The organism is Paraburkholderia sp. BR13444 (assembly GCF_040948755.1).
Taxonomy (GTDB): domain Bacteria; phylum Pseudomonadota; class Gammaproteobacteria; order Burkholderiales; family Burkholderiaceae; genus Paraburkholderia; species Paraburkholderia youngii.
The window spans coordinates 138,471-159,452 of record NZ_JBFPKM010000007.1; the positions used below are offsets into that span (position 1 = coordinate 138,471).

Annotated in this window: 10 protein-coding genes and 1 pseudogene; 5 read left to right on the forward strand and 6 right to left on the reverse strand. The window is 62.1% G+C overall.

Features of this window, described 5'->3' with window-relative positions; all coding sequences use genetic code 11:
- Positions 1 to 742: 742 nt before the first annotated feature.
- The 4 genes from AB3X95_RS21020 to AB3X95_RS21035 all read left to right on the forward strand — a co-directional run bounded on the left by AB3X95_RS21020 (position 743) and on the right by AB3X95_RS21035 (position 7,476).
- On the forward strand, positions 743 to 1,915 hold the full coding sequence (locus AB3X95_RS21020) for a tetratricopeptide repeat protein (RefSeq protein ID WP_368622447.1): 1,173 nt from the start codon (positions 743 to 745) through the stop codon (positions 1,913 to 1,915).
- Positions 1,912 to 3,051, forward strand: a complete 1,140-nt coding sequence (locus tag AB3X95_RS21025) for a HupE/UreJ family protein (RefSeq protein ID WP_176126560.1) — start codon at positions 1,912 to 1,914, stop codon at positions 3,049 to 3,051. The genes AB3X95_RS21020 and AB3X95_RS21025 overlap by 4 nt, the downstream gene beginning before the upstream one ends.
- 16 nt (positions 3,052 to 3,067) lie before the next feature.
- Complete coding sequence (locus tag AB3X95_RS21030) at positions 3,068 to 4,534, forward strand: DUF4331 domain-containing protein (protein WP_184227446.1); 1,467 nt, start codon at positions 3,068 to 3,070, stop codon at positions 4,532 to 4,534.
- 2,504 nt (positions 4,535 to 7,038) lie between these two features.
- Positions 7,039 to 7,476, forward strand: a complete 438-nt coding sequence (locus tag AB3X95_RS21035) for a GNAT family N-acetyltransferase (RefSeq protein WP_176367147.1) — start codon at positions 7,039 to 7,041, stop codon at positions 7,474 to 7,476.
- Between the two features lie 481 nt (positions 7,477 to 7,957).
- On the opposite strand, the gene AB3X95_RS21040 is transcribed toward AB3X95_RS21035, so the two are convergent.
- From AB3X95_RS21040 to AB3X95_RS21050, 3 genes and pseudogenes are all read right to left on the reverse strand, one after another.
- Positions 7,958 to 11,590: a hydantoinase B/oxoprolinase family protein gene (locus AB3X95_RS21040; RefSeq protein WP_368622448.1), complete on the reverse strand. Its 3,633-nt coding sequence runs from the start codon at positions 11,588 to 11,590 to the stop codon at positions 7,958 to 7,960.
- A gap of 50 nt (positions 11,591 to 11,640) precedes the next feature.
- A complete protein-coding gene (locus AB3X95_RS21045) occupies positions 11,641 to 12,903 on the reverse strand; it encodes an MFS transporter (RefSeq protein WP_254905994.1) in 1,263 nt (420 codons plus the stop codon).
- Positions 12,904 to 13,109: 206 nt separating this feature from the next.
- Positions 13,110 to 13,886 (reverse strand): annotated as a pseudogene (locus AB3X95_RS21050) (putative hydro-lyase); the annotation flags it as partial.
- A gap of 228 nt (positions 13,887 to 14,114) precedes the next feature.
- Between AB3X95_RS21050 and AB3X95_RS21055 the strand changes: the two are divergent.
- Complete coding sequence (locus AB3X95_RS21055) at positions 14,115 to 15,047, forward strand: LysR family transcriptional regulator (RefSeq protein ID WP_176123825.1); 933 nt, start codon at positions 14,115 to 14,117, stop codon at positions 15,045 to 15,047.
- A 352-nt stretch (positions 15,048 to 15,399) separates the two neighbouring features.
- On the opposite strand, the gene AB3X95_RS21060 is transcribed toward AB3X95_RS21055, so the two are convergent.
- From AB3X95_RS21060 to AB3X95_RS21070, 3 genes are all read right to left on the reverse strand, one after another.
- Entirely contained in the window at positions 15,400 to 19,203 is a 3,804-nt protein-coding gene (locus tag AB3X95_RS21060) for a tetratricopeptide repeat-containing protein (protein ID WP_184227443.1), read from the reverse strand.
- Positions 19,200 to 19,487 carry a hypothetical protein gene (locus tag AB3X95_RS21065; RefSeq protein ID WP_176367138.1) on the reverse strand — a complete coding sequence of 96 codons (288 nt, stop codon included), beginning with the start codon at positions 19,485 to 19,487 and terminating at the stop codon, positions 19,200 to 19,202. Before AB3X95_RS21065 ends, AB3X95_RS21060 begins: the two co-directional genes overlap by 4 nt.
- A gap of 295 nt (positions 19,488 to 19,782) precedes the next feature.
- Positions 19,783 to 20,973: a porin gene (locus tag AB3X95_RS21070; protein WP_184227442.1), complete on the reverse strand. Its 1,191-nt coding sequence runs from the start codon at positions 20,971 to 20,973 to the stop codon at positions 19,783 to 19,785.
- Positions 20,974 to 20,982 lie beyond the last annotated feature (9 nt).

The following is a 20,982-nucleotide window of genomic DNA, read 5'->3' on the forward strand; positions in this document are numbered from 1 at the left end:
AACTTCCGCACCGACATGAAGCGCGTTATTAAGCTCCTTGTTCACAACGGCTGACTGAGACGTTGCAAGGTAACGCCGCCAATCTGACGGCGCTGCCGTTTCCAAGGGTGCCAATTTATTCAATCGGTCCTCCGTTCCCGAGATTAGGAGCCTTGAAAGCGACGAACGCCGCCATGATCGGGGCCCCTCAGTGTTTTCACACAGTCTTTTATGGACACCGCCCGGCTTGCCATCCCGCGCTGACGCACGAATGTCTGCTCGAGTCATGGCGGTGCCCCCCACGCTGTGGCTTAGGACATCGTTGTATTGACGGTTCATGACAGATCTTAAGCGTTGAATGTGATTGAGAAGTCGCCTACAAATCGAACCGGAAAGCCAAAAATGCAACTCGAACCCCGAAAAGGCTCATTCGCGCGCGCTATGTGCAGAGCGTTACTGACGGATCTAATTGAAGGTAGAGCGGCTGTATAGCGCAGACATCCTCACGCGATCGACATTAGTTATTTCGCTCTTCACTCTCCCGCGCAGGCGGCGTAGCAGGCTGTGATTGACCCGGTGCGACCAACATCGACGTCAAGCGAAACCGGCTTTACTTCTGGCTAACCCGTCATGCTGAACCACGCTGACGTGGCGGACGCCCAAATTGCGCAGCCAAAAGCAAGACGCTGGAAGAAACAGTGACCGCCGACTGCATCCGGATCGGGACCTTTCGCGTATATCCCAATGCAGAAGGGGAAGGTCGATGTTGGGTTGGCGATTCGTACCGTTGGTAGCCGCGCTTGTCCTGCTCTCATGCGAGAGTTGGGCGAAACCGTATGTACCCGAAAGCGACGGCGTGGTGCTCGAACACCTTCCAGAGAAAAACGATCCGGCGCTTGCGCAACTGAAGCGCATGCGCGCGACGCTGATGATGAACCCGCGCGATCTCAATCTCGCAGCGTCCGTCGTGCGTCGCGCTCTCGAAGCTGGGCGGAGGCTGGGCGATCCGCGCTTCTTCGGCCAGGCGCAGGCGGCGCTGGCGCCGTGGTGGGGCGCGGAGGATGTGCCGCCGACCGCGTTATTGCTGCGCGCGACGCTCAAGCAAAGCCAGCATGATTTCGAAGGCTCGCTTGCCGATCTGGATAGGTTGCTGGCCGCGCATCCAGCGCTCGCGCAGGCGCGACTGACGCGCGCCACAGTGCTCAGCGTGCGCGGGCGCTACGCGGACGCGCGGCACGATTGCGAGCAACTGAAGGGACTCGTTGCACCCATCGTCGTCATGGGGTGCGATGCGACACCGGCGAGCCTGACCGGCAACGCAGCGAGCGCATACGGGGCGCTCGTGCAGGTGCTTGCGCAAGGTGCCGGCAGTCTCGATCTGCGCGAGTGGGCGTTGACGCTCGCCGCGGAAATTGCCGCTCGCCGCGGCGACTTCGATGCAGCCGAGCGACATTTCCGCGACGCACTTGCGCTCGACCCGCATGACGCTTATCTGCAGGGGGCATACGCCGATTTTCTGCTGGATCGCGGTCGTCCGCGAGAGTTGTTGCCGCTTTTGCGTGACGCTACAAAAAACGACGTGTTGCTGCTTCGTTTAGCGCTGGCCGAGCAACAGCTGCCGGAATTGCGCGAGTCATTCGCTGCGCACCGTGAGGATCTTTCGGCGCGCTTTGACGCTGCGCGTCGCCGCGGGGATAGCGTGCATCGCAGGGAGGAGGCGCGCTTTCGTCTCACAGTGGAACATGACGCCAAAGCGGCACTCATTCTCGCGCGCGAAAACTGGTTGGTCCAACGCGAGCCGTCCGACCTGCGGATTCTGATCGAAGCCGCACGCGCAGCCGGCGATGCTGATGCCCTAAAGAACGCATCCGATTGGGTCGCCGCAATGCATCTCGAAGATGCGGCGATCGTCACGCTGCTGCAGGTACGGCAATGAAACGGGTCCTCCTCGCCTTAATGCTCGCGTTGCTGATAGCGCCCGCGTTTGCGCATAAGGCAAGCGACGCCTACCTCACGCTGGAGCGCAGCGGGCAAGCGCTGCGCGGTCAGTGGGATATCGCGCTACGCGATCTCGACAACGCGCTTGGGCTCGATGAGAACGGCGACGGGGACATCACGTGGGGAGAAGTACGTGCGCGAAAGCGCGATATCGCGGCATATGCGCTTGCACACCTCAAGGTGTCCTCTGCTGGCAAGCTTTGTGCGCTCGAACCGGCTGGGCAACTGATCGACTCGCACACTGATGGCACCTACGCAGTGCTGATGTTCACAGGACAATGTCCGCGGGCGAGCCCAACGCTTTCTATTGATTACCGGCTGTTCGAAGGCCTTGATCCCCAGCATCGGGGACTTCTCAACTTCGTCGAGAATGGCCAGAGCCGAAGCGTCATATTTAGCGCTGACGCGCCGCACCGCATTGTCGGTACCGATACCGGCGGGCCGTTGACGCAGTTCGCGATATATCTGAACGAAGGCGTCTGGCACATCTGGACCGGATACGATCACATCCTGTTCCTGCTCTCGCTGCTGCTGCCTGCGGTGCTGATTCGTGAGGGGCGTGCATGGCAGCCGGGCGCATCGTTTCGCCAGGCATTCGTCGATGTCACCAAGGTTGTGACCGCATTTACGGTGGCGCACTCGATCACACTCACGCTGGCGGCGCTATCGATCGTCGTGCTGCCTTCGCGACTCGTTGAATCGGGCATCGCCTTGTCGGTAGTACTGGCGGCGCTGAATAACCTGTTTCCGCACGTGACGAACGGACGCTGGATGGCGGCGTTCGGTTTCGGGCTGCTGCACGGATTGGGTTTTGCGGGCGCGTTGCACGACCTCGGCTTGCCGGCAGGTTCGCTTGCGTTGTCGCTCGCCGGATTCAATCTTGGCGTCGAAGCAGGACAACTCGCCATCGTATTGGCTTATCTGCCACTGGCGTTCTCGTTGCGGGCAACCTGGACATACCGGCGCGTGGTACTTGCCGGCGGCTCAGCGGTGACCGCGACGATCGCCATGATCTGGCTAGTCGAGCGCGCACTTAACGTCGCCATATTTGGCTCGTTGGCCGCCCCGTTATAACCTGAAGGAGAACACCATGAGATCTGTTGCCCGCATCATGGCAGCCGTCGCGCTTTGCGCGGCGGCGCTTTGGAGCAGTGGAACACTCGCTGCCAGTCACCGCGAGGCCCCCCTGATTGCGAACGACCCGACCGCCGACAACACCGACTTTTACATGTTCCGGAGTTGGACGAACCCTAACAACGTCGTTTTCATTTTGAACGTGATTCCTATGCAGGACCCTGACGCCGGACCGAACTATTTCAATTTCGGCGATGACGTGATTTATCGCATCAACGTCGACACCAATGGCAACGGCAAGGCCGACGACCTCGTCTATGAAATCCGCTTCAAGACCGAATTGCGCGGGGATCTGGCGAACCAGCAACTGCCGCTGTCATATGCCGCGCTACCGCCGATCACTGCGCTCGACGGCCCGGGCTCGGACGGTCTGATCCTGCGCCAGAGCTACACGGTGACGCAAGTGCGTCACGGCGAGCGCACCAATCTGGGTACCCAGACGATGTTCGCGGTCCCGTCCAACGTGGGACCGCTAACGATGCCGAATTACGAAGCCCTGGCCGCACAGGGTATCTACTTGCTGGCGAACGGCGGCAAGGTCTTTGCCGGCCAGCGCGGTGAGACGTTCTACATCGACCTGGGCGCAGTGTTCGACACGGTGAATCTGCGCCGCACGCCACCTGTGTTGACACCGGCGGAGGATGCCAACGATCACGTGAATCCTTTTGGCAATGACACGTTCTCCGGCTTCAACATCAGCACCATTGCGATCGAAGTGCCAATCAGCACGGTGACGTCCAGACCCAATGCCGTAATCGGCGCGTACGTGTCCACATTGCGTCAGGAAGGCCGCGGAATGGACCGCGATGAGGACAAAGCCGGCCGTTGGGTGCAGGTGTCCCGCATGGCCAATCCACTCGTCAACGAATTGATCATTGGGACCGACACGAAAGACAAATGGAACGCGACCGATCCGGCTAACGAAGCGCAATTCCTGGGTTTCTATCACAACTCCAGGCTGGCGACTGCGCTCAACCTGCGGTTCGGCTTGACGATTCCCACGACTAACCGGACCGATTTGGTCAATGTGCTTCTCAAGTATCCGTCCCAACCGCAGACTGGGACGTGCGGCGCACGCGATTGCTCGGAGCTTCTGCGGCTAAACCTGGGTGTTTCTCCCACACCACCTGCGCAGCAGCGTCGTCTCGCCGTTCTTGCTGGGGACAACGCCGGCTGGCCCAATGGGCGGCGCCCGAATGACGACGTGACCGATATCGCACTGAGGGTCGTTGCCGGCCGGCTGATAGGCGCGCCGACGGGCAATCTGTTGCTGGGTGATGGCGTGAACTTCAACGTCGGTGCCGAAGGCAGCAACTTGACCCCGAACGGCATCTACACGATCTTTCCCTACCTGCCGACACCGCACGCAGGGAGAAATCGCCGCCACATCGACTGCGGTGAAGCAGGTGCCAATCCCTGCTGAATGGTGATTGAGGTCCGCCGCGATCCGGCACAAGGTGTTCGCGGCGGTCGGCAATTGCACAAAACATCACCAATGCTTAAGCAGAGAGACCTGGCAGGCACTGTGATCTGGAAGATCGTGCGCGCGGCGAGTTCGCGCTGGCCCACAATTGACTGCGGCCGGGCAAGTCCACACCGGCCGTTCCAACGAGCGCCCGAGGAAGACGCTGGACTACGAAACCCCGGCTGAACGATTTCATCGAACCGTTGCGTCGACCGGTTGAATCCTCATCCGTAACCGGCCGTTCGATCCGTGACGATGCAAGCCTATTCATCGGCCAATGCCGGGGACCGTGCCTTGCGGCCAATCCAACTTTGAACGGCTGCGCGGTAGGCTGATGGCTAGGCGGCTGCAACTGGTCTGTGCGTTCGATCCGTTAGTGAAAATGTGCAGCCGCCCAGGGTTTCCGAGCTTGTGGGCACGTAACGCCTTGACTAGAAAAAAAGTGCTCACCACTCACTCCAGTCGGAATCGTCCACGGCGCCCGGAGCCCTCGCCCACGACAATGTCATTGCGATGGGCATCGCCGTCGGGCCGCCTGGCACCACCGCTTTCGACGATCTCGCGTGAAGTTTGCCATTCATCCTGCGGGGGAGGTCATCATGTATCACAAGCAGCTAATAACCGCATGCCTGCTCGCGGTCCTCGCATTCGCTCCCGCGCTCGCCCAGCACGAAGAACACCCCGCTGCGCCGCCGACTGGCGGCAAGTTCGGCACCGTGAAGTTCCCCACTTCGTGCAGCCTTGCGGCACAAAGCCAGTTTGAGAAGGCATTGGCGATGCTCCATTCCTTCTTTTACCCTTCGACACTCAAGGCGTTCGAGGCCGTGACCCAGATCGATCCGCAATGTGCGATTGCATACTGGGGCATTGCAATTGCCCAGCGTCCTAATCCGCTGGTCCCGCCGTTTGACGAGACGGCACTCAAGCGCGGATGGGAAGCTGCGGAGAAGGGATTGGCGCTGGATCCGAAGACCGAACGGGAGCGCGATTGGCTGCTGGCTGCCGAAGCATTTTACAAAGACTACGACAAAGTCCCACAAAGCCAGCGCACGTTGGCATACGAGCATGCGATGGCGCGCCTGACGCAGAAATATCCCGACGATACGGAAGCCGCGATTTTCTATGCGCTTGCGCTCAACGAGGCCGCGGACCCCAGCGACAAGACGTACGCCAACCAACTCGAGGCTGCAACGATCCTGGAGAAAATCTACCGTGAGCAGCCCGACCACCCCGGTGTCGCGCACTACCTGATCCACAGCTACGACTACCCGCCGCTCGCGAAGCGCGGACTGCCGTTTGCCAACAAATACGCGCAGATCGCCCCGGCGGCGCCGCACGCCCTGCACATGCCCTCGCATATTTACTCGATGCTCGGCATGTGGGATGCATCCATCAAATCGAACGAAGCGGCGCTGAAGGTGATGCAGGAAGAAGCCGCCAGAAGCTGGCCGGGCGCCACCCATACAGGGGCGCCCCATTCCTGGGATTTCATTGAGTACGCCTATCTACAGCTGGGCCAGGACGCGCATGCAAGACAAGTGCGCGATGACGCCAATGCTGCCACGAAATTTCCATTTGACCGACTGGCAGTCTACACGGCGCTGGCTGCCATCCCGGCGCGCTATGCGCTCGAGCGCGGCGACTGGCAGGAGGCTGCCACGCTCGAGCCGCGTGGCAGCCGCTGGCCGCAAGCTGAGGCAATCACGTATTTTGCCCGTGCACTAGGCTGCGCTCGCAGCAGCAAGGCGGACATGGCGCAGACCAATATCGACATGCTCATGCAGTTGCGCGCCAAGCTCGAAGAGGCCAAGCAGCCATACTGGGCCGATCAGGTCCAGATTCAAATCCTCGCCGCCTCGGCGTGGCTGGATCATGTTCAGGGCAAGGACGATCAGGCGCTCAAGCAGATGCACGCCGCCGCCGATCTGGAAGACGGCAGCGAAAAGCAGGTCGCGATGGAGAACCGGCTTTACCCGATGCGGGAGTTGCTGGGCGAAATGTTGCTCAATCTGAAGCGACCTGCCGATGCGCTGAAGGAGTACGAGGCATCGATGCAAGCAACCCCGAACCGCCTGCGTGGCCTGTATGGTGCGGCGAAAGCAGCAGACCTGGCGCACGATAAGAAGGCGCAACTCTACTACGCGAAGCTTGTCACGCTCACGCAAAACGCGGACACGGTCCGGCCGGAGGTACGACTGGCCAAGCTGTACTCGACCAGCATTGACCGATGCACCTTGAAAGCTGTCGTTAAGGCGGTGTTGCATCGAGCGTCAGAAACGGGTCGAATTGTGCGTTTGCATCGAACGCACGCGGCGATCATCCTTGCGCTCGGTCGTCGGGCTCTGGTCGGCCAGGAAAGGACCTTCGACACCAGCGCGAAAATCGTCAACAATCGAGTCGATCCAATAGTTCTCGCAGAAGAGGTAGCCTCTTCGCGACAATCCTTTCAGGGACCGCTCCCGGTGAACATTTCCTTCTGTAATGCAACCCTATCGGATGCAGATACACTCGTCGCCATTCGTATCGCCGCGATGCGCGAGAGCTTGGAACGAATCGGTCGTTTCGACCCGCAACGTGCTCGCGAGCGCTTCCTCGCGTCGTTCGACCCCGCGCTGTGTCGATTCATAGAGGTCGATGGTGTTCAGTCAGGTTTTGTCCAGATTCGCCCACAGGAAGATCACTGGCTCCTGGACCACTTTTACATTCTGCCGGAGCACCAAGGAAAAGGAATTGGCGCGGCCGTCTTGCACGAAGTATTCGCGACCGCCGACGTGCAGCGCATGCCAATCCGCCTACTTGCGTTACGCGGCAGTGATTCAAACCGCTTTTACCAGCGTTATGGCTTCATACGTACGGGCGAAGCAGAATGGGACATCCACTATGTGCGCCAGCCAAGCTAACCTGAATTCGGAAGCTATTATGCATCGGCAGTCATAGGGCGCGGCCGGGCGTCGGTGCAAATCAAAGGGCACAGATCAAGCAGTCGATGGACCGCAACATCGTCGCTCCGCTAGTGCAATCGGGCAAGGTCACGAGGTACAAAGCTACGCCAGAGTATCAAGGGACTAGCTTTATTCCGATAGCCATCAACGTAGAAGCGAGTGAGCCTGGGCAGTTCTCGTCCACGATCAAGATTTGGGGCGAAGCGCTTCGTCGCCAAGATTGATGACCGTTGCCGGTGTGACCGAGGTCCGCTCGGGGTGGGCACGGGACCGGTGCATCAGGCAGACGTCGGCCAGTATCGGCCGTTCGCACTGGGGGCGCCCGGGACCCTCGAACGGCTGCCTTACTCTGAGAGGCGTCCTACCCACGGCTGGTCGGTCAATCATGCCAGTGTGGCACGACGAGCCCAGGCCGGACGCAAGCCCCGCTGTACGGGAACTAGACTTCTCCGAAACCACCGCCCCCCGGCGTTTCCACCACGAACACATCTCCCGCCTCCATCTCGACGCTCGCAATATGACCTAAAGCGACGATCTGACCATTCGCGCGCTCGACGCGATTGCTGCCGCGTCTTCCCGCCCGTCCGCCACCCCCGCCGAAAGGCGCATGAATGCGGTTATTCGACAAAATCGAAGCCGTCATCGGCGTGAGAAAGCGAATGCGCCGGATCGCACCGTTACCTCCGTGCCAGCGTCCCGCGCCACCCGATTCCGCACGGATCATATGCGATTCGAGCCTCACCGGGTAGCGCCATTCGAGCACCTCGGGATCGGTCAGGCGCGAGTTGGTCATGTGTGTCTGCACGGCATCGACGCCGCTGAAACCGTTGCCCGCGCCGCTGCCGCCCGCAATCGTTTCGTAGTACTGGTAGCGGGCATCGCCGAAGGTGAAGTTGTTCATCGTCCCTTGGCTCGATGCCACGATACCGAGCGCCCCATACAGCGCATTGGTGATTGCCGACGACGTCTCCACGTTACCCGATACCACCGCCGCCGGATACACCGGATTGAGCATCGAGCGGTCGGGAACGATTACCGACAGCGGCCTGAGGCAACCTGCGTTGAGCGGGATATCGTCGCCAACGAGCGTGCGGAACACATAGAGCACCGCCGCCATGCAGACCGCCTTCGGCGCATTAAAATTGTTGGGCAACTGCGCGGACGTGCCGCTGAAATCGACCGTGGCGCTACGCGTCGCGGCATCGACACGAATCGCGACCTCGATCACCGCGCCGTTGTCGAGTTCGTAGCGATAGCTGCCGTCCTTGAGCGCGCCGATCACGCGGCGCACCGCTTCCTCTGCGTTGTCCTGCACGTGGCGCATGAAGGCGAGCACCACGTCGCGGCCGAATTGCGCGACCATGCGACGCAACTCGTCCACGCCTTTCTGGTTCGCTGCGATCTGCGCGCGCAGATCAGCCATGTTCTGCGCGATGTTGCGCGCGGGATAGCGACCCGACGCGAGCAGCGCGCGCGTTTCGGCATCGCGCAGCACCGCCGCCGAGACGAGCTGCCAGTTGTCGATCAGCACGCCTTCTTCTTCGATATGCGAGGAGGCCGCCGGCATCGAGCCCGGCGTAATGCCGCCGATATCCGCATGATGACCGCGCGAGCCCACATAAAACAGCGGTTCTGCCGAACCGTCGGCGAACACGGGCGTGATGACGGTCACATCGGGCAAGTGCGTGCCGCCGTGATACGGGTCATTCAGCATGAACACGTCGCCGTCGCGCATCGCGCCGCGATTGCGCTCGATCACCGTCTTGATGCTCTCGCCCATCGAGCCGAGATGCACCGGCATGTGCGGCGCGTTGGCGATCAGGTTACCTGCGTCGTCAAAGATCGCGCACGAGAAGTCGAGACGCTCCTTGATGTTGACCGAATACGCCGTGTTCTGCAGGCGCAAACCCATCTGCTCGGCAATCGACATAAACAGGTTGTTGAAGATTTCGAGGCGCACGGGGTCGGCCTCGGTGCCGATCGAGCGGCGAGTGGGCAGCGGTTGTACACGCGTCATCACCACGTTGCCGTGTGTGGTCAGAACGGCTTGCCAGCCCGGCTCGACCACGGTGGTGCCGTTCTTTTCAGCGATGATCGCCGGGCCATCGAGCGTGTCGCCGGCGCACAGCGTGTCGCGCTGGTAGAGCGACGCGTCGTGCCACGCGCCACCCGAATACATGCGTACGACCGTCTGCGCGCGAAGCGCGTCGTCTGCCGCGCGCGGCGCCAGGTTGCCGGCATCGACGGGCGCATCGGAATGACCAATGGCTTCGACGGACGCAAGTTCCGCGATGAGCGGCGTATCCGCCATCAGGAACGCGTAGCGCTGGCGATAGGCCGCTTCGAACGCGGTGCGCATTGCGTCGACGCTGCCCGCGGGCACGGCAAGCGACGAATCGGTGCCTTGATAACGCAGATGCACACGCCGCTCGGTCGTGATGCGCGCCGCATCGACGCTCTGTTCGAGCAAGGCGCGGGTTGCGTCGGCCGCGAGGGCATCGAGTGTGGCTTCGAGCGTTGGCAGCGAGGCTGCGTCGAGCGTGATTTCCAGCGCCCGTTCGCGCATGGCGGTTTGATCCGCGAGACCCATGCCGTACGCGGAGAGCACGCCTGCGAGCGGATGCGCGAACACGCGCGTCATGCCGAGCGCGTCGGCCACCCCGCATGCGTGCTGACCGCCTGCGCCGCCGAACGTCGTCAGCACGTACTGCGAGACGTCATGGCCGCGCTGCACGGAAATTTTCTTGATCGCGTTCGCCATGCTGCCGATGGCGATCTCCAGATAGCCTTCCGCGAGTTCTTCGGGCGTGCGGCGTCGTCCATTCGCCGCGAAGATTTTGTCGGCGAGCGCCTGAAAGCGTTGCGCGACGGCATCGCGATCCAGCGGCTCGTTCGCATGCGGACCGAACACGCGCGGAAAATAGTCCGGCTGGATCTTGCCGAGCATCACGTTGCAGTCGGTGACTGCGAGCGGGCCGCCGCGACGGTACGCGGCGGGGCCGGGATTCGCGCCAGCTGAGTCGGGGCCGACACGAAGCCGCGCACCGTCGAAGCCGAGCACCGAGCCGCCGCCAGCCGCTACCGTGTGAATGCTCATCATCGGCGCGCGCATGCGCACGCCTGCTACCTGTGTTTCGAACACGCGCTCGAACTCGCCGTTGAAGTGCGAGACGTCCGTCGACGTGCCGCCCATGTCGAAGCCGATCACGCGCTCGAAGCCCGCCGCCTGCGCCGCGCGCACCATACCGACGATGCCGCCCGCCGGACCGGAAAGGATCGCGTCCTTGCCCTGGAACACGTCGGCGCGTGTCAGTCCGCCGCTGCTCTGCATGAACTGCAGGTTCACGCCGGGCATTTCGTGCGCGACCTGATCGACGTAACGGCGCAGGATCGGCGACAGATACGCGTCCACGACGGTCGTATCACCGCGCGGGACCATTTTCATCAGCGGCGAAACTTCGTGCGACACGGAGATCTGCGTGAAGCCGATACGCCGTGCCAGTTCTGCCAGTTCACGTTCATGCGACGTGTGGCGATAGCCGTGAATCAGCACGATGGCGAGCGCGCGAATGCCCGCGTCGTAAACCTCGTGCAGTGCGCGTTCCGCCGCAACGCGATCGAGCGGCGCGACGACTTCGCCTTGCGCGCTTACGCGTTCGTCGATTTCGACTACGCGCTCATAGAGCGCTTCCGGTAACGCGATGTCGAGATCGAACAGGCGCGGGCGGTTCTGATACGCGATTCGCAACACATCGCGAAAGCCGCGTGTGGTGACGAGCGCAACCGGTTCGCCCTTGCGTTCGAGCAAGGCATTAGTCGCGACCGTTGTACCCATCTTGACCATTTCGACGTCGTGCGGGGTGATCGCTTCGCCGGCTTGCAATCCGAGCAGATGACGAATCCCTGCGACGGCCGCGTCGCCATACTGCTCAGGGTTTTCAGACAGCAGCTTGTGCGTGGTGAGCGTGCCGTCCGGGCGGCGCGCGACGATATCGGTGAAGGTGCCTCCGCGGTCGATCCAGAACTGCCAGCGGGACGGTGTACAAGAATCGGAGCTGTGATCGTGCTTCATGGCGTCGAGGTCTTTGATGCGAAATATGTAAGAGATGCGAGAGAGGCTAATCAGGCGGATTCGAGTTCGCGGCCGCGCGTTTCGGGCAATGTGAGCGCGGCGACAATCAGCACGCCGTATGCAGCCACCGCGAATATCCCGATGCTCGTGCCAAGGCCAAACCGGCTCGACAGTGCGCCGATCAGCACGGGGAACAGCGCCCCGATCGCGCGGCCGACGTTGTAGCAAAAGCCCTGGCCGGAGCCGCGTACGCGGGTCGGAAAGAGTTCGGTGAGGAATGCGCCCATGCCGGAGAAAATGCCCGACGCAAAGAAGCCAAGCGGAAAGCCGAGCCACAGCATCGACGCATTCGTGAGGGGCAACGAGGTGTACGCGAAAGCAATCGCCATCGAGCCGAGCGCGAACAGGATGAAATTCGGCTTGCGGCCGATGCGGTCCGTGAGCCACGCACTGCATAGATAACCCACATACGAACCGGCGATGATCATCGCCAGATAGCCGCCGGTGCCCAGCACCGTGAGATGACGTTCGGTCTTGAGGAACGTCGGCAGCCATGTCGTGATCGCGTAGTAGCCGCCCTGTGCGCCGGTGGTGAGGAGTGCGGCGCGCAGCGTCGTCGAAAGCAGCCGGGGTGCGAAGATTTCGGTGAAACGTGGTGTGTCCTGCGCGTCCTGCTGCGCAACCCTGGCTTGCTCGAACACTTCGGGTTCTTTCACGTAGCGGCGAATGAAGAGCACGAGGAGCGCCGGCACGAGCCCGATCAGAAACAACGCGCGCCACGCGATTTCAGGCGCCATCACGGAGAACAGCACGGCATAGAGCAGCGCGGCCATGCCCCAGCCGAGCGCCCAGCCGGATTGCACCAGACCGACCGCCTTGCCGCGATCGCGTGCGCGGATCACTTCGCCGATCAGCACGGCGCCCGCTGTCCATTCGCCGCCGAAGCCGAAGCCCATGAGCGCGCGAGCGGCGAGCAGCTGGCCGTAATTTTGCGCGAGACCGCACAACGCGGTGAACACCGCGAACCACAGCACGGTGAGTTGCAACGCGCGTACGCGGCCGATACGATCGGATAGTATCCCCGCGATCCAGCCGCCAAGCGCGGACGAAAGCAGCGTCATAGTGCCGATGAAGCCGGCGTCGGCAAGCGAGATGCCCCACGTGGCCACGAGCGTCGGAATGACGAAGGACAGCATCTGCGTGTCCATGCCGTCAAGCATATAGCCGACCTTGCAGCTCCAGAACGCGCGGCGTGCGTGCGGACCGGCTTCCGCGTACCAGGAAAGCTGCGGGCTGCCTGCCGTTGCCTTCATGTCGGTGACATCGTCGACGCTTGCCGTGAGTGTCTTGCTGTCCATCTGCTGCTCCTGTGGATAGACGCATGAGTAACGAGCGAAGCCACGCAAGAGCGTAGGGATGCGTCATTCCCTTCGGGCCGGTCGGCCGGATGGCTTCGGGATGCTGTGATTGGGTTGTGGCTCGGCGGCGCGGTGTCAGGCCACGCGCGCCGAAGAAACGGTCAGAAGATGGCCAGCGATGCGTTGGTAATGTCCGTCATCAGCATATGTCCCGGCGCGTGGGCGATGGCGAGCGGTAGCTTCGCGGCCATCAACGCGGTTTGCGGCGTCACACCGCACGCCCAGTAGACCGGCAGTTCGCCCGGGTGGATCGTCACCGCATCGCCGAACTCGGGGCGCGCGAGATCGGCGATACCGAGTTCCGCCGGGTCGCCGATATGCACGGGTGCGCCGTGTACGCCTGGAAAACGGCTCGTGATCTGCACGGCGCGGACTGCGTCGGCGCCGCGTAGCGGGCGCATCGATACAACGAGTTCGCCGCCAAACACACCGGCGCGCTGGTTCGGAATGTCCGTGCGATACATCGGCACGTTTCGGCCTTCTTCGACGTGGCGCAGTCCGATGCCTTCCTTCGCGAGCATGTGTTCGAACGAGAACGAGCAGCCGATTGCGAACACGACGAAATCGTCCTGCCAGTGCGCTTCGATCGAGTCGACGCATTCGCTCAACTCGCCATCGCGGTAGACGTTGTAGGCCGGAACATCGGTGCGGATATCGATGTCGCGCCCAAGCACCGGCACGCGAAAGTCGCCGGGCTCACCCACGCCGAGCAGCGGACACGGCTTCGGATTCGCATGACAGAAGCGCAGGAAATCGTGCGCGTACGCGGCGGGCAGGATCGCAAGATTGGCTTGCGCGTAGTCGCCGCAATGGCCGGCGGTCGGGCCGCGGAAGTCGCGATGTCGTACGGCTCTGCGGAATTCGAATGGCGTCATGGTGTCAGCGTGCTCGTGGGGTTTGCTCTGGTTTGTCGTCGTCTGCGTACAGGTGAGATGCGCGAAGCGATGTTTGTGCGCTCAGACAAAGCATAGAAAAGAAGAAAATATGACGCCAACTAGTTTTATTTGCGACAAGTGGATAGAATTTCTTAACGGAATCGCGGGTTTTCCCGAGCTACGATGAGTTTTTTGGAGCAATTCTCCCCGTCGCTTTTGCCACCTCGGCCTATGAACACGCGCTTTCTCGAAACCTTCGTCACGCTGGCGAAGCTGCGCAGTTTTCGCACCACGGCGACGGCTTTGCACGCCACGCCCGCGGCGATCTCGCAGCGTCTGAAAGCGTTGGAAGACGAATTGCAGACCACGCTCGTCGATCGCGAGAGCCGTGATTTCCGGCTCACGGCGAACGGCGAATATCTGCTGGGCTATGCGAAGGCCGTGGTGGAAGCGACGCGCCAGTTGCAGGCCGCCGCGTCGCATGAAGGCGCGATGCGCGGCAAGCTGCGGCTCGGCGTGATCGAGACGGTCGTGCATAGCTGGCTCGCCGATTACATGCGGCGTCTCGCGGACGACTTCCCGCAACTCGAAGTCGAGCTGACGGTGGACGTGAGCGTTGTTTTGCAGCGGCGGCTGATGGCGGGCGAACTCGATCTCATCATTCGCGTGGAAGGCAGCGACGAGGAATCTGTGGTGTGCGACGCGCTTGCGAACTATCCGGTGCACTGGATCGCGCGCGCGGGTCTGTTGCCGCTTTCGCGCAGCGGGCTCGCGAAACGCGTACTGCGTCATCCGATCCTGACGTTCGGGCGCGGAACGGCGCCGCATCGCGCGCTGGAGGACATCGTCGGCAAGCTGGCGCTCGCCAATGGCGTGCCGCTCGCGGATACGCGCATCACAGGCTCGCCGTCGATTTCGGTGATCGTGCAACTCGTGCGCGATGGATTTGGCGTGGCGGCGATTCCGCGTCTATTTGTTGACGATCTGATCGCCCGCGGCGAGGTGGTGGAGTTGCCGTTGCAGCCCTCGCCGCCGTCCATCGTGGTGTCGATGTCACGCCGCGCGGATGCGCCGCTGCTCGTACACGGCGCGGCGAACGCGGCGCGTGCGGCATGTCATGGGTATTGCGAGTTGGGAGATCGGCGCTTGATTGAACGCTTGTAAAGCCGGCGCGTTGCTGACATCCGTTGAGGATATGCGATGGTACGACCCTGCGGATCAGTGCGTCAAATACGGCGCCATGCGCCAACGAGCGCCGCTCGCCATCGCAGGATTAGTGTCATTCATACGACCGCTTCGCTCAGATATCTGCCCTTGGACGCGAACGGCGCGAATGGCAGCAGCGGGTCGACTACGGGCGTACGCCTCGGTAGTCGTTCACCTCTTCCGCAACTGGATATGTGGGCGATGACTCGCCCGAAATAACGGAAAACGACCAGACTGCCGCGCAGCAAAAGGAAATAACTGGACTGGCAACGCGAGAGGCAAGCGTTCGCCGAAGTCAACGGGACTATACTCAGGCGGGGTCGCCGTCGGAAACGCGACGGATGCCATGCAGGCCACTGTTGCCGTGCCTCTGAGAGAGAGACCGCGAGATGTCGGCCGCCTCTCGCGACGCATCCAGCGCGCCGGCATCATCGCCGACATCCATAAGGTGGGCCGACAAGTTGTTGAGGCTCCTAACAAGATCAGGTGCAAAGCGGTCTGGGTTCTCGTGTGCGAGACGCCTACGGATCTCCACCGCCTCGCGAATCGCATCCAGCGCACCCGCGCCATCGCCCGTGTCTTTGAGGCGGTCCGACAGATTGTGGAGGCTCTTGGCAAGACTGGGCGCAAAGCGGCCCGGATTCTCCTTTGCGAGCGAGCGATAGATGTTGACCGCTTCGGCTATCGCGGCAAGTGCTCCCGCGCTATCGTTCGCATTGTGGAGACAGCTCGCCAGGTTGTGGAATGTGGCGGCGAGATCGCGAGCGAAACGGCCCGGGTCCTCTTTTGCGAGAGGACTATAGATTCTTACCGCCTGACGGATCGCGTCGAGTGCCCCCGCACCGTCGCCGGCATCGCCAAGGCGGAGCGACAGATTGTTGAGGCTCATGGCGAGAGCGGATGCGAAGCGGCCCGGGTCCTCTATTGCGAGAGGACTATAGATATTCACCGCCTCACGGATCGCGTCCAGTGCCCCCGCACCGTCGCCGGCATCGCCAAGGCGGACCGACAGATTGTTGAGGCTCATGGCGAGATCGGCTGCAAAGCGGTCCCGGTCATCCTGTACTAGCCGTCGCCGGAGCTTCACCGCCTCGCGTATTGCAGCCAATGCGCCCGGGCCATCGCCCTCAGTATCAAGACAGTTCGAAAGGGCTTGGAGGCTCGCGGCAAGAGCAGGTACGAAGCCGCCGGGGTTCTCCTGTGCGAGACGCCGCCGGATCTGTACTGATTCGTGGATCGCCCCCAGCGCGCCCGCTCCATCGCCAGCATCCGTGAGGTGGAGCGAGAGGTTGTAAAGGCTGGTGGCGAGGTCGGGCGCGAAACGGTCTGGATTCTCCTGTACGAGATGCCACTGGAGTTCCGCCGCCTCGCGGATCGCGGCCAGCGCGCCCGCACCATCCCTGGCATTACCGAGAAGGAGCGACAGGTCGTTAAGGCTGTTGGCTAGATCGGAAGCGAAGCGGCCCGGGTTCTTCTGTGCGAGACGCCGCCGGATCTCCACCGCCTCGCGCATCGCGACCAGTGCGCCGGCGCCATCACCGGCATCGGCCAAGCGGCGCGACACGTTGTGGAGGCTGCTGGCGAGATCGGGCGAAAAGCGGTCTGGGTTCTCCTCTGCGAGAAAACGATGGATGTTCACTACCTCGCGCATCGCGATCAGTGCGCCGGCACTGTCGCCGGCATCGTCGAGGCGGAGCGACAAGTCGTTAAGGCTCACGCTTAGATCAGGAGCGAAGTACCTCGCGTTCTCCTGGGCGAGACGCCGCCGTATCTCCACCGCCTCGCGGATCGCGACCAGCGCGCCTACGCCATCACTGGCTTTGGCCAGGAGGAGCGACAGGTTGTGGAGGCTGCCGGCGAGCTCGCGCGAAAAGCGGTCCGGGTTCTCTTCCGCGAGAAAACGATAGATTTTCACCGCCTCGCGGATCGCGGCCAGCGCGGCGGCGCCATCGCCGGCATCGCCGACGGAGCGTGAAAGGTTGTTGAGGCTCATGGCGAGATCGGCTGCGAAGCGGCCCGGGTTCTCTTGTGCGAGACGCCGCCGGATCGTCACCGCCTCGCGGATCGCGGCCAGCGCGCCTGCGCCATCGCCAGCATCGTGAAGGCGGACTGACAGATTGTTGAGATTCATGGCGAGATCGGGTGCGAAGCGGCCCGGGTTCTCCTGCACGAGACGCCGCCGGATTTCTACCGCTTTGCTGATCGCGGCCAGTGCGCCTGCGCCATCACCGGCATTGTGAAGGCGGAGCGACAGGTTGTTAAGGCTCATGGCGAGATCGGGTGCAAAGCGGCCCGGGTTCTCCCGCATGAGACGCTGCCGGATCTCTACCGCCTGACGGATCGCGGCCAATGCGCCCACGTCATCGCCGACGTTGCCCAGGAAGGCAGAAAGATTATTGAGACTCATGGCGAGATCGGGTGCGAAATGACTTTCGTTCTCCTGCGCGACAGACTGAAAGATATCTACTGCCTCGCGGGCTGAAGCTACCGCGCCCGCGCGATCACCTGCATCACTGAGACGGACGGACAGGTTGTTGAGGCTCGCAGCAAGACCGGGGGCAAACTGGCGCTGGTCCATCTCTACGAGACGCCGCCGGATTTCTACCGCTTCGCGGATCGCGGCTAGCCCGGGCCCGCCATCGCCGGCGTCGCCGAGGCGATTCGACAGATCGTTGAGAATTTCTGCGCGTTCGGCAGCTGGAAGATCAGCCATACCAAGCAGCGCCTGGCCAACTGCGATACCAACCGGACTTAGCCGGAAGCCGACTGCGTTGGCCTCAAGAAAGCCCCGCCATGCTTTGGCACGTTCAGGTTTCCCCGTGACCGCTTCAACAAGCGAGTCACGCAATATCCGTTCAGCAGGTCCATGCAGAGTAACCATGTCGTGCATACGCCTGCTCAAGAGTTCGATGTGATCCGCTCCGGTTTCAGACAGTGTCGCCCATACCCAGTCAGCGCGACGGTCCTGAGCATCGATGAGCACCTGTCGCAGCAGTTCGGCTGCAACGATGTCAGGCGCTGGCGATGGAAATCGATTGTCTCTGCACCAGCCCAGCAGACGCACCCCATCGACCACATACTGAGGAGCCGGCAGCCCGATCCCGAGCTCAGGTGCAGCAAGTCGCCGCATCGTTGAAGCGTCGAGGCCGTCAAGCAAAGCCGCGAGCCCGACCAACCGGGAGGCGGCATGCTCTCCCCACCCTGTATTGCGTCCGACTCGATTTAGCTGGGTGCGCTCACGATCGATCAGAGCGGCGACGATGTCTGGGGCTGTCAGGTCGAGCGTCTCGTCAGGCGAGTCCACGAAGTGGACGGCCGCGGCCGTGATCAGCAGGGGTAATGCATAAAGCTCCGGGCTTTGGGAGAGCCAATTGTCGATTGCAGCACCATCGAGCTGTGGCTTGCTGTAGCCACGATGCTGGGCGAGTCGAGAGGCGACACGCTTGAACAAAACCGTCGCTGAGACTGTGGGAAGCGCGCGGATTGCCACCTCATGCGCGTCACAGACGTGTGAAGCACGGGCATCGAGGACGTCTTGTCTCCACTCGTCGAAAGGGCGACGGCTTAACAACAGAATCCGAACCGGCGCGGACGGCTTTTGCCGGTCTTCCCGACCTGCTTCACGAAGCAGACTCCTCACCTGCTCGCGCCATGCTTCGGGATAATCCAATATGACCAATAGCCCCTTGTCAGAAACAGGAAGGGACGCGCCTTGCTCAAGTGCAGAAAAGCCGGCATACCAGCCCTGCGCTTTCAGTCGTTCGGCAAGTTCGGCGGCCAGGCGAGACTTGCCACTGCCTCCGGCACCCACAAGAAACCTGATGCGCAAAGGTTGTCCCGATCGAGCCCAACTGAGGAGTTCGTCGAGTTCGGGACCCCGGCCGATCAGGTCGTCCGCAAGCCTGCACCGCCAGGAGAGTAGATTGAAAACTTCAAAAGGGTCGCCCTGCTTGGGCAAGCCCGATGCCCAGTCCACAATAGGCGGTGGTGATGGCTGCCGGCCGTCGTACACCTGATAAACAAGACCGGAATTCGAACCGACGAAGACGTTCCCAACGATCTTTTCGGAGGACACCGCATAGCTGCCCCAACGAAACAGGCGGGGGAATTTCATTTGCGAATATCGTGAACCAGTTGAGCCGCCGCGATCAATGCGCCCACGATTCCGATCACCCACGCAACGCGGTCACCGTGCGGGGCAGTCCGGCTTGGACCTTCTTTACCCGATGGCGCGGCCATTTCCGAATAGGTTTGCGTCAGGTGGCCTGATTGGTTCCCGACAACGATGTTTCCCTGGACCTTACTTGCCTTCAGGACGTTCGAGCGCCTCAGTCTTGCAAGTGCGACGACAAAGAAAATCGCTGCAAGGCCGTAGACAAGGAATCGTTCGATAGCCATTGCCCGCTCCAAACGTGCGTCTTGTCGAGAATAGTCGATGGCTGGGTGTAATGCCAGCGTCCGCCCAGAGTTTGCCTCGCCCTCGACAATGCGACCCATTCCGACAGTTGGCTGGGCGTTGCACGGCAACCGGACGCATTCGACCACCGGCGCGCTGATCGTGACACAGAATACGTACCCCCGCGAAGACCTCGTGGAGACCATCTTGCGCTACGTGGAAGAGCAATTGGCGGAGCCCACCAGGTGAACCCTTTTGCCGCCTGCGGGTTCAGCCATGTTACCGCTGCCGCCTCGCTCAAAACCGATGCCGCAACCCCGCCAGCACCGCAATCTGACTATTGCGCCCCGCCCCAGCCGGTCCGAAGAAGTTGATTGCGACGGTGCTCGCATCGCCGGACAGACGCTGATAGACCATCGACATATGCAGATCGGTGCGCTTCGACAGCAGGTAACTGATGCCCGCGTCCACCTGATGCCATTTTGGCCGCTCGCCGGTTGCAAACGACGTCGCGCCGCTGCCGGTATAGCCATCGCCATCGGTGAAGATGTAGCCGACCCCCGCCATCAGCGCCGGCGTGAAGTAGTAGCGCCCGTTGATCTCGTAGTTATTGACACGCAGGCTGTGGCCGCCACGATAGTCGAGCAGCGTGTTGGTGAAGATGAAGTTCACGTTTGCAGCGCCGAACGTATAGCCGGCGCCCAGCGCCGAGATCCGCTGACGCTCGACGAAGCCCGCGTTATAGAAGATGCTGGTCGAGCCGCTGTACTCGTCGCCGATCGCGCCGTTCGGATTGTTCCCCGACGCGAGCCCCGCCGACGGATTGTTCAGCTGCAGGTAGCTCGCGACCACATGCAACGGCCCGCGCAGGTAGTCGACCCCGAAGCCGTACGCGCGGTTGTTGGCAAAGCCCTGGCCGGCGTCGCCGCCCGCCTGGTTGCTGAACGCGTAGAGCGCGCCGAGCTTCAGACCCGCGAGCGGACTCACCTCGTACTTGACGCTGTTGTTCAGGCGAAACGTCTGGAAACTGTCGTCGACGTCGCCGATGTGCGCGCCGTAGATGCTGCCGAACATCAGCCAGGACATCAGCGGCGCGACGTAGTCGAACGTGTAGTCGTACTGGCGGCCGAGCGTCAGCTTGCCGTACTGCTTGCTCGCCAACCCTACGTACGCCTGTCGCCCGAACAGCCGGCCGCCCTGCGACGACGTGCCGTTCAGTCCGCTGAAGCCCGCTTCGAGCTGGAACACGGCGGACAGGCCACCGCCGAGGTCCTCGCGTCCGAGGAAGCCGAAGCGGTCGCCGCTGCCCCAGCCGGTCGCCATCGACCAGCGCGAGGCCCCTTGCGCCTTGATCGACGACGCGACCGTATTCGTCCAGGCAATGCCCGTATCGATGATGCCGTACAGCGTGACCGAGCTTTGCGCGTCGGCCGTGAGCGGCGCCGCGAAGGCGCAAACCACCGCAGCAGTGCAGACTGCTGTTTTCATTGTGCTTCT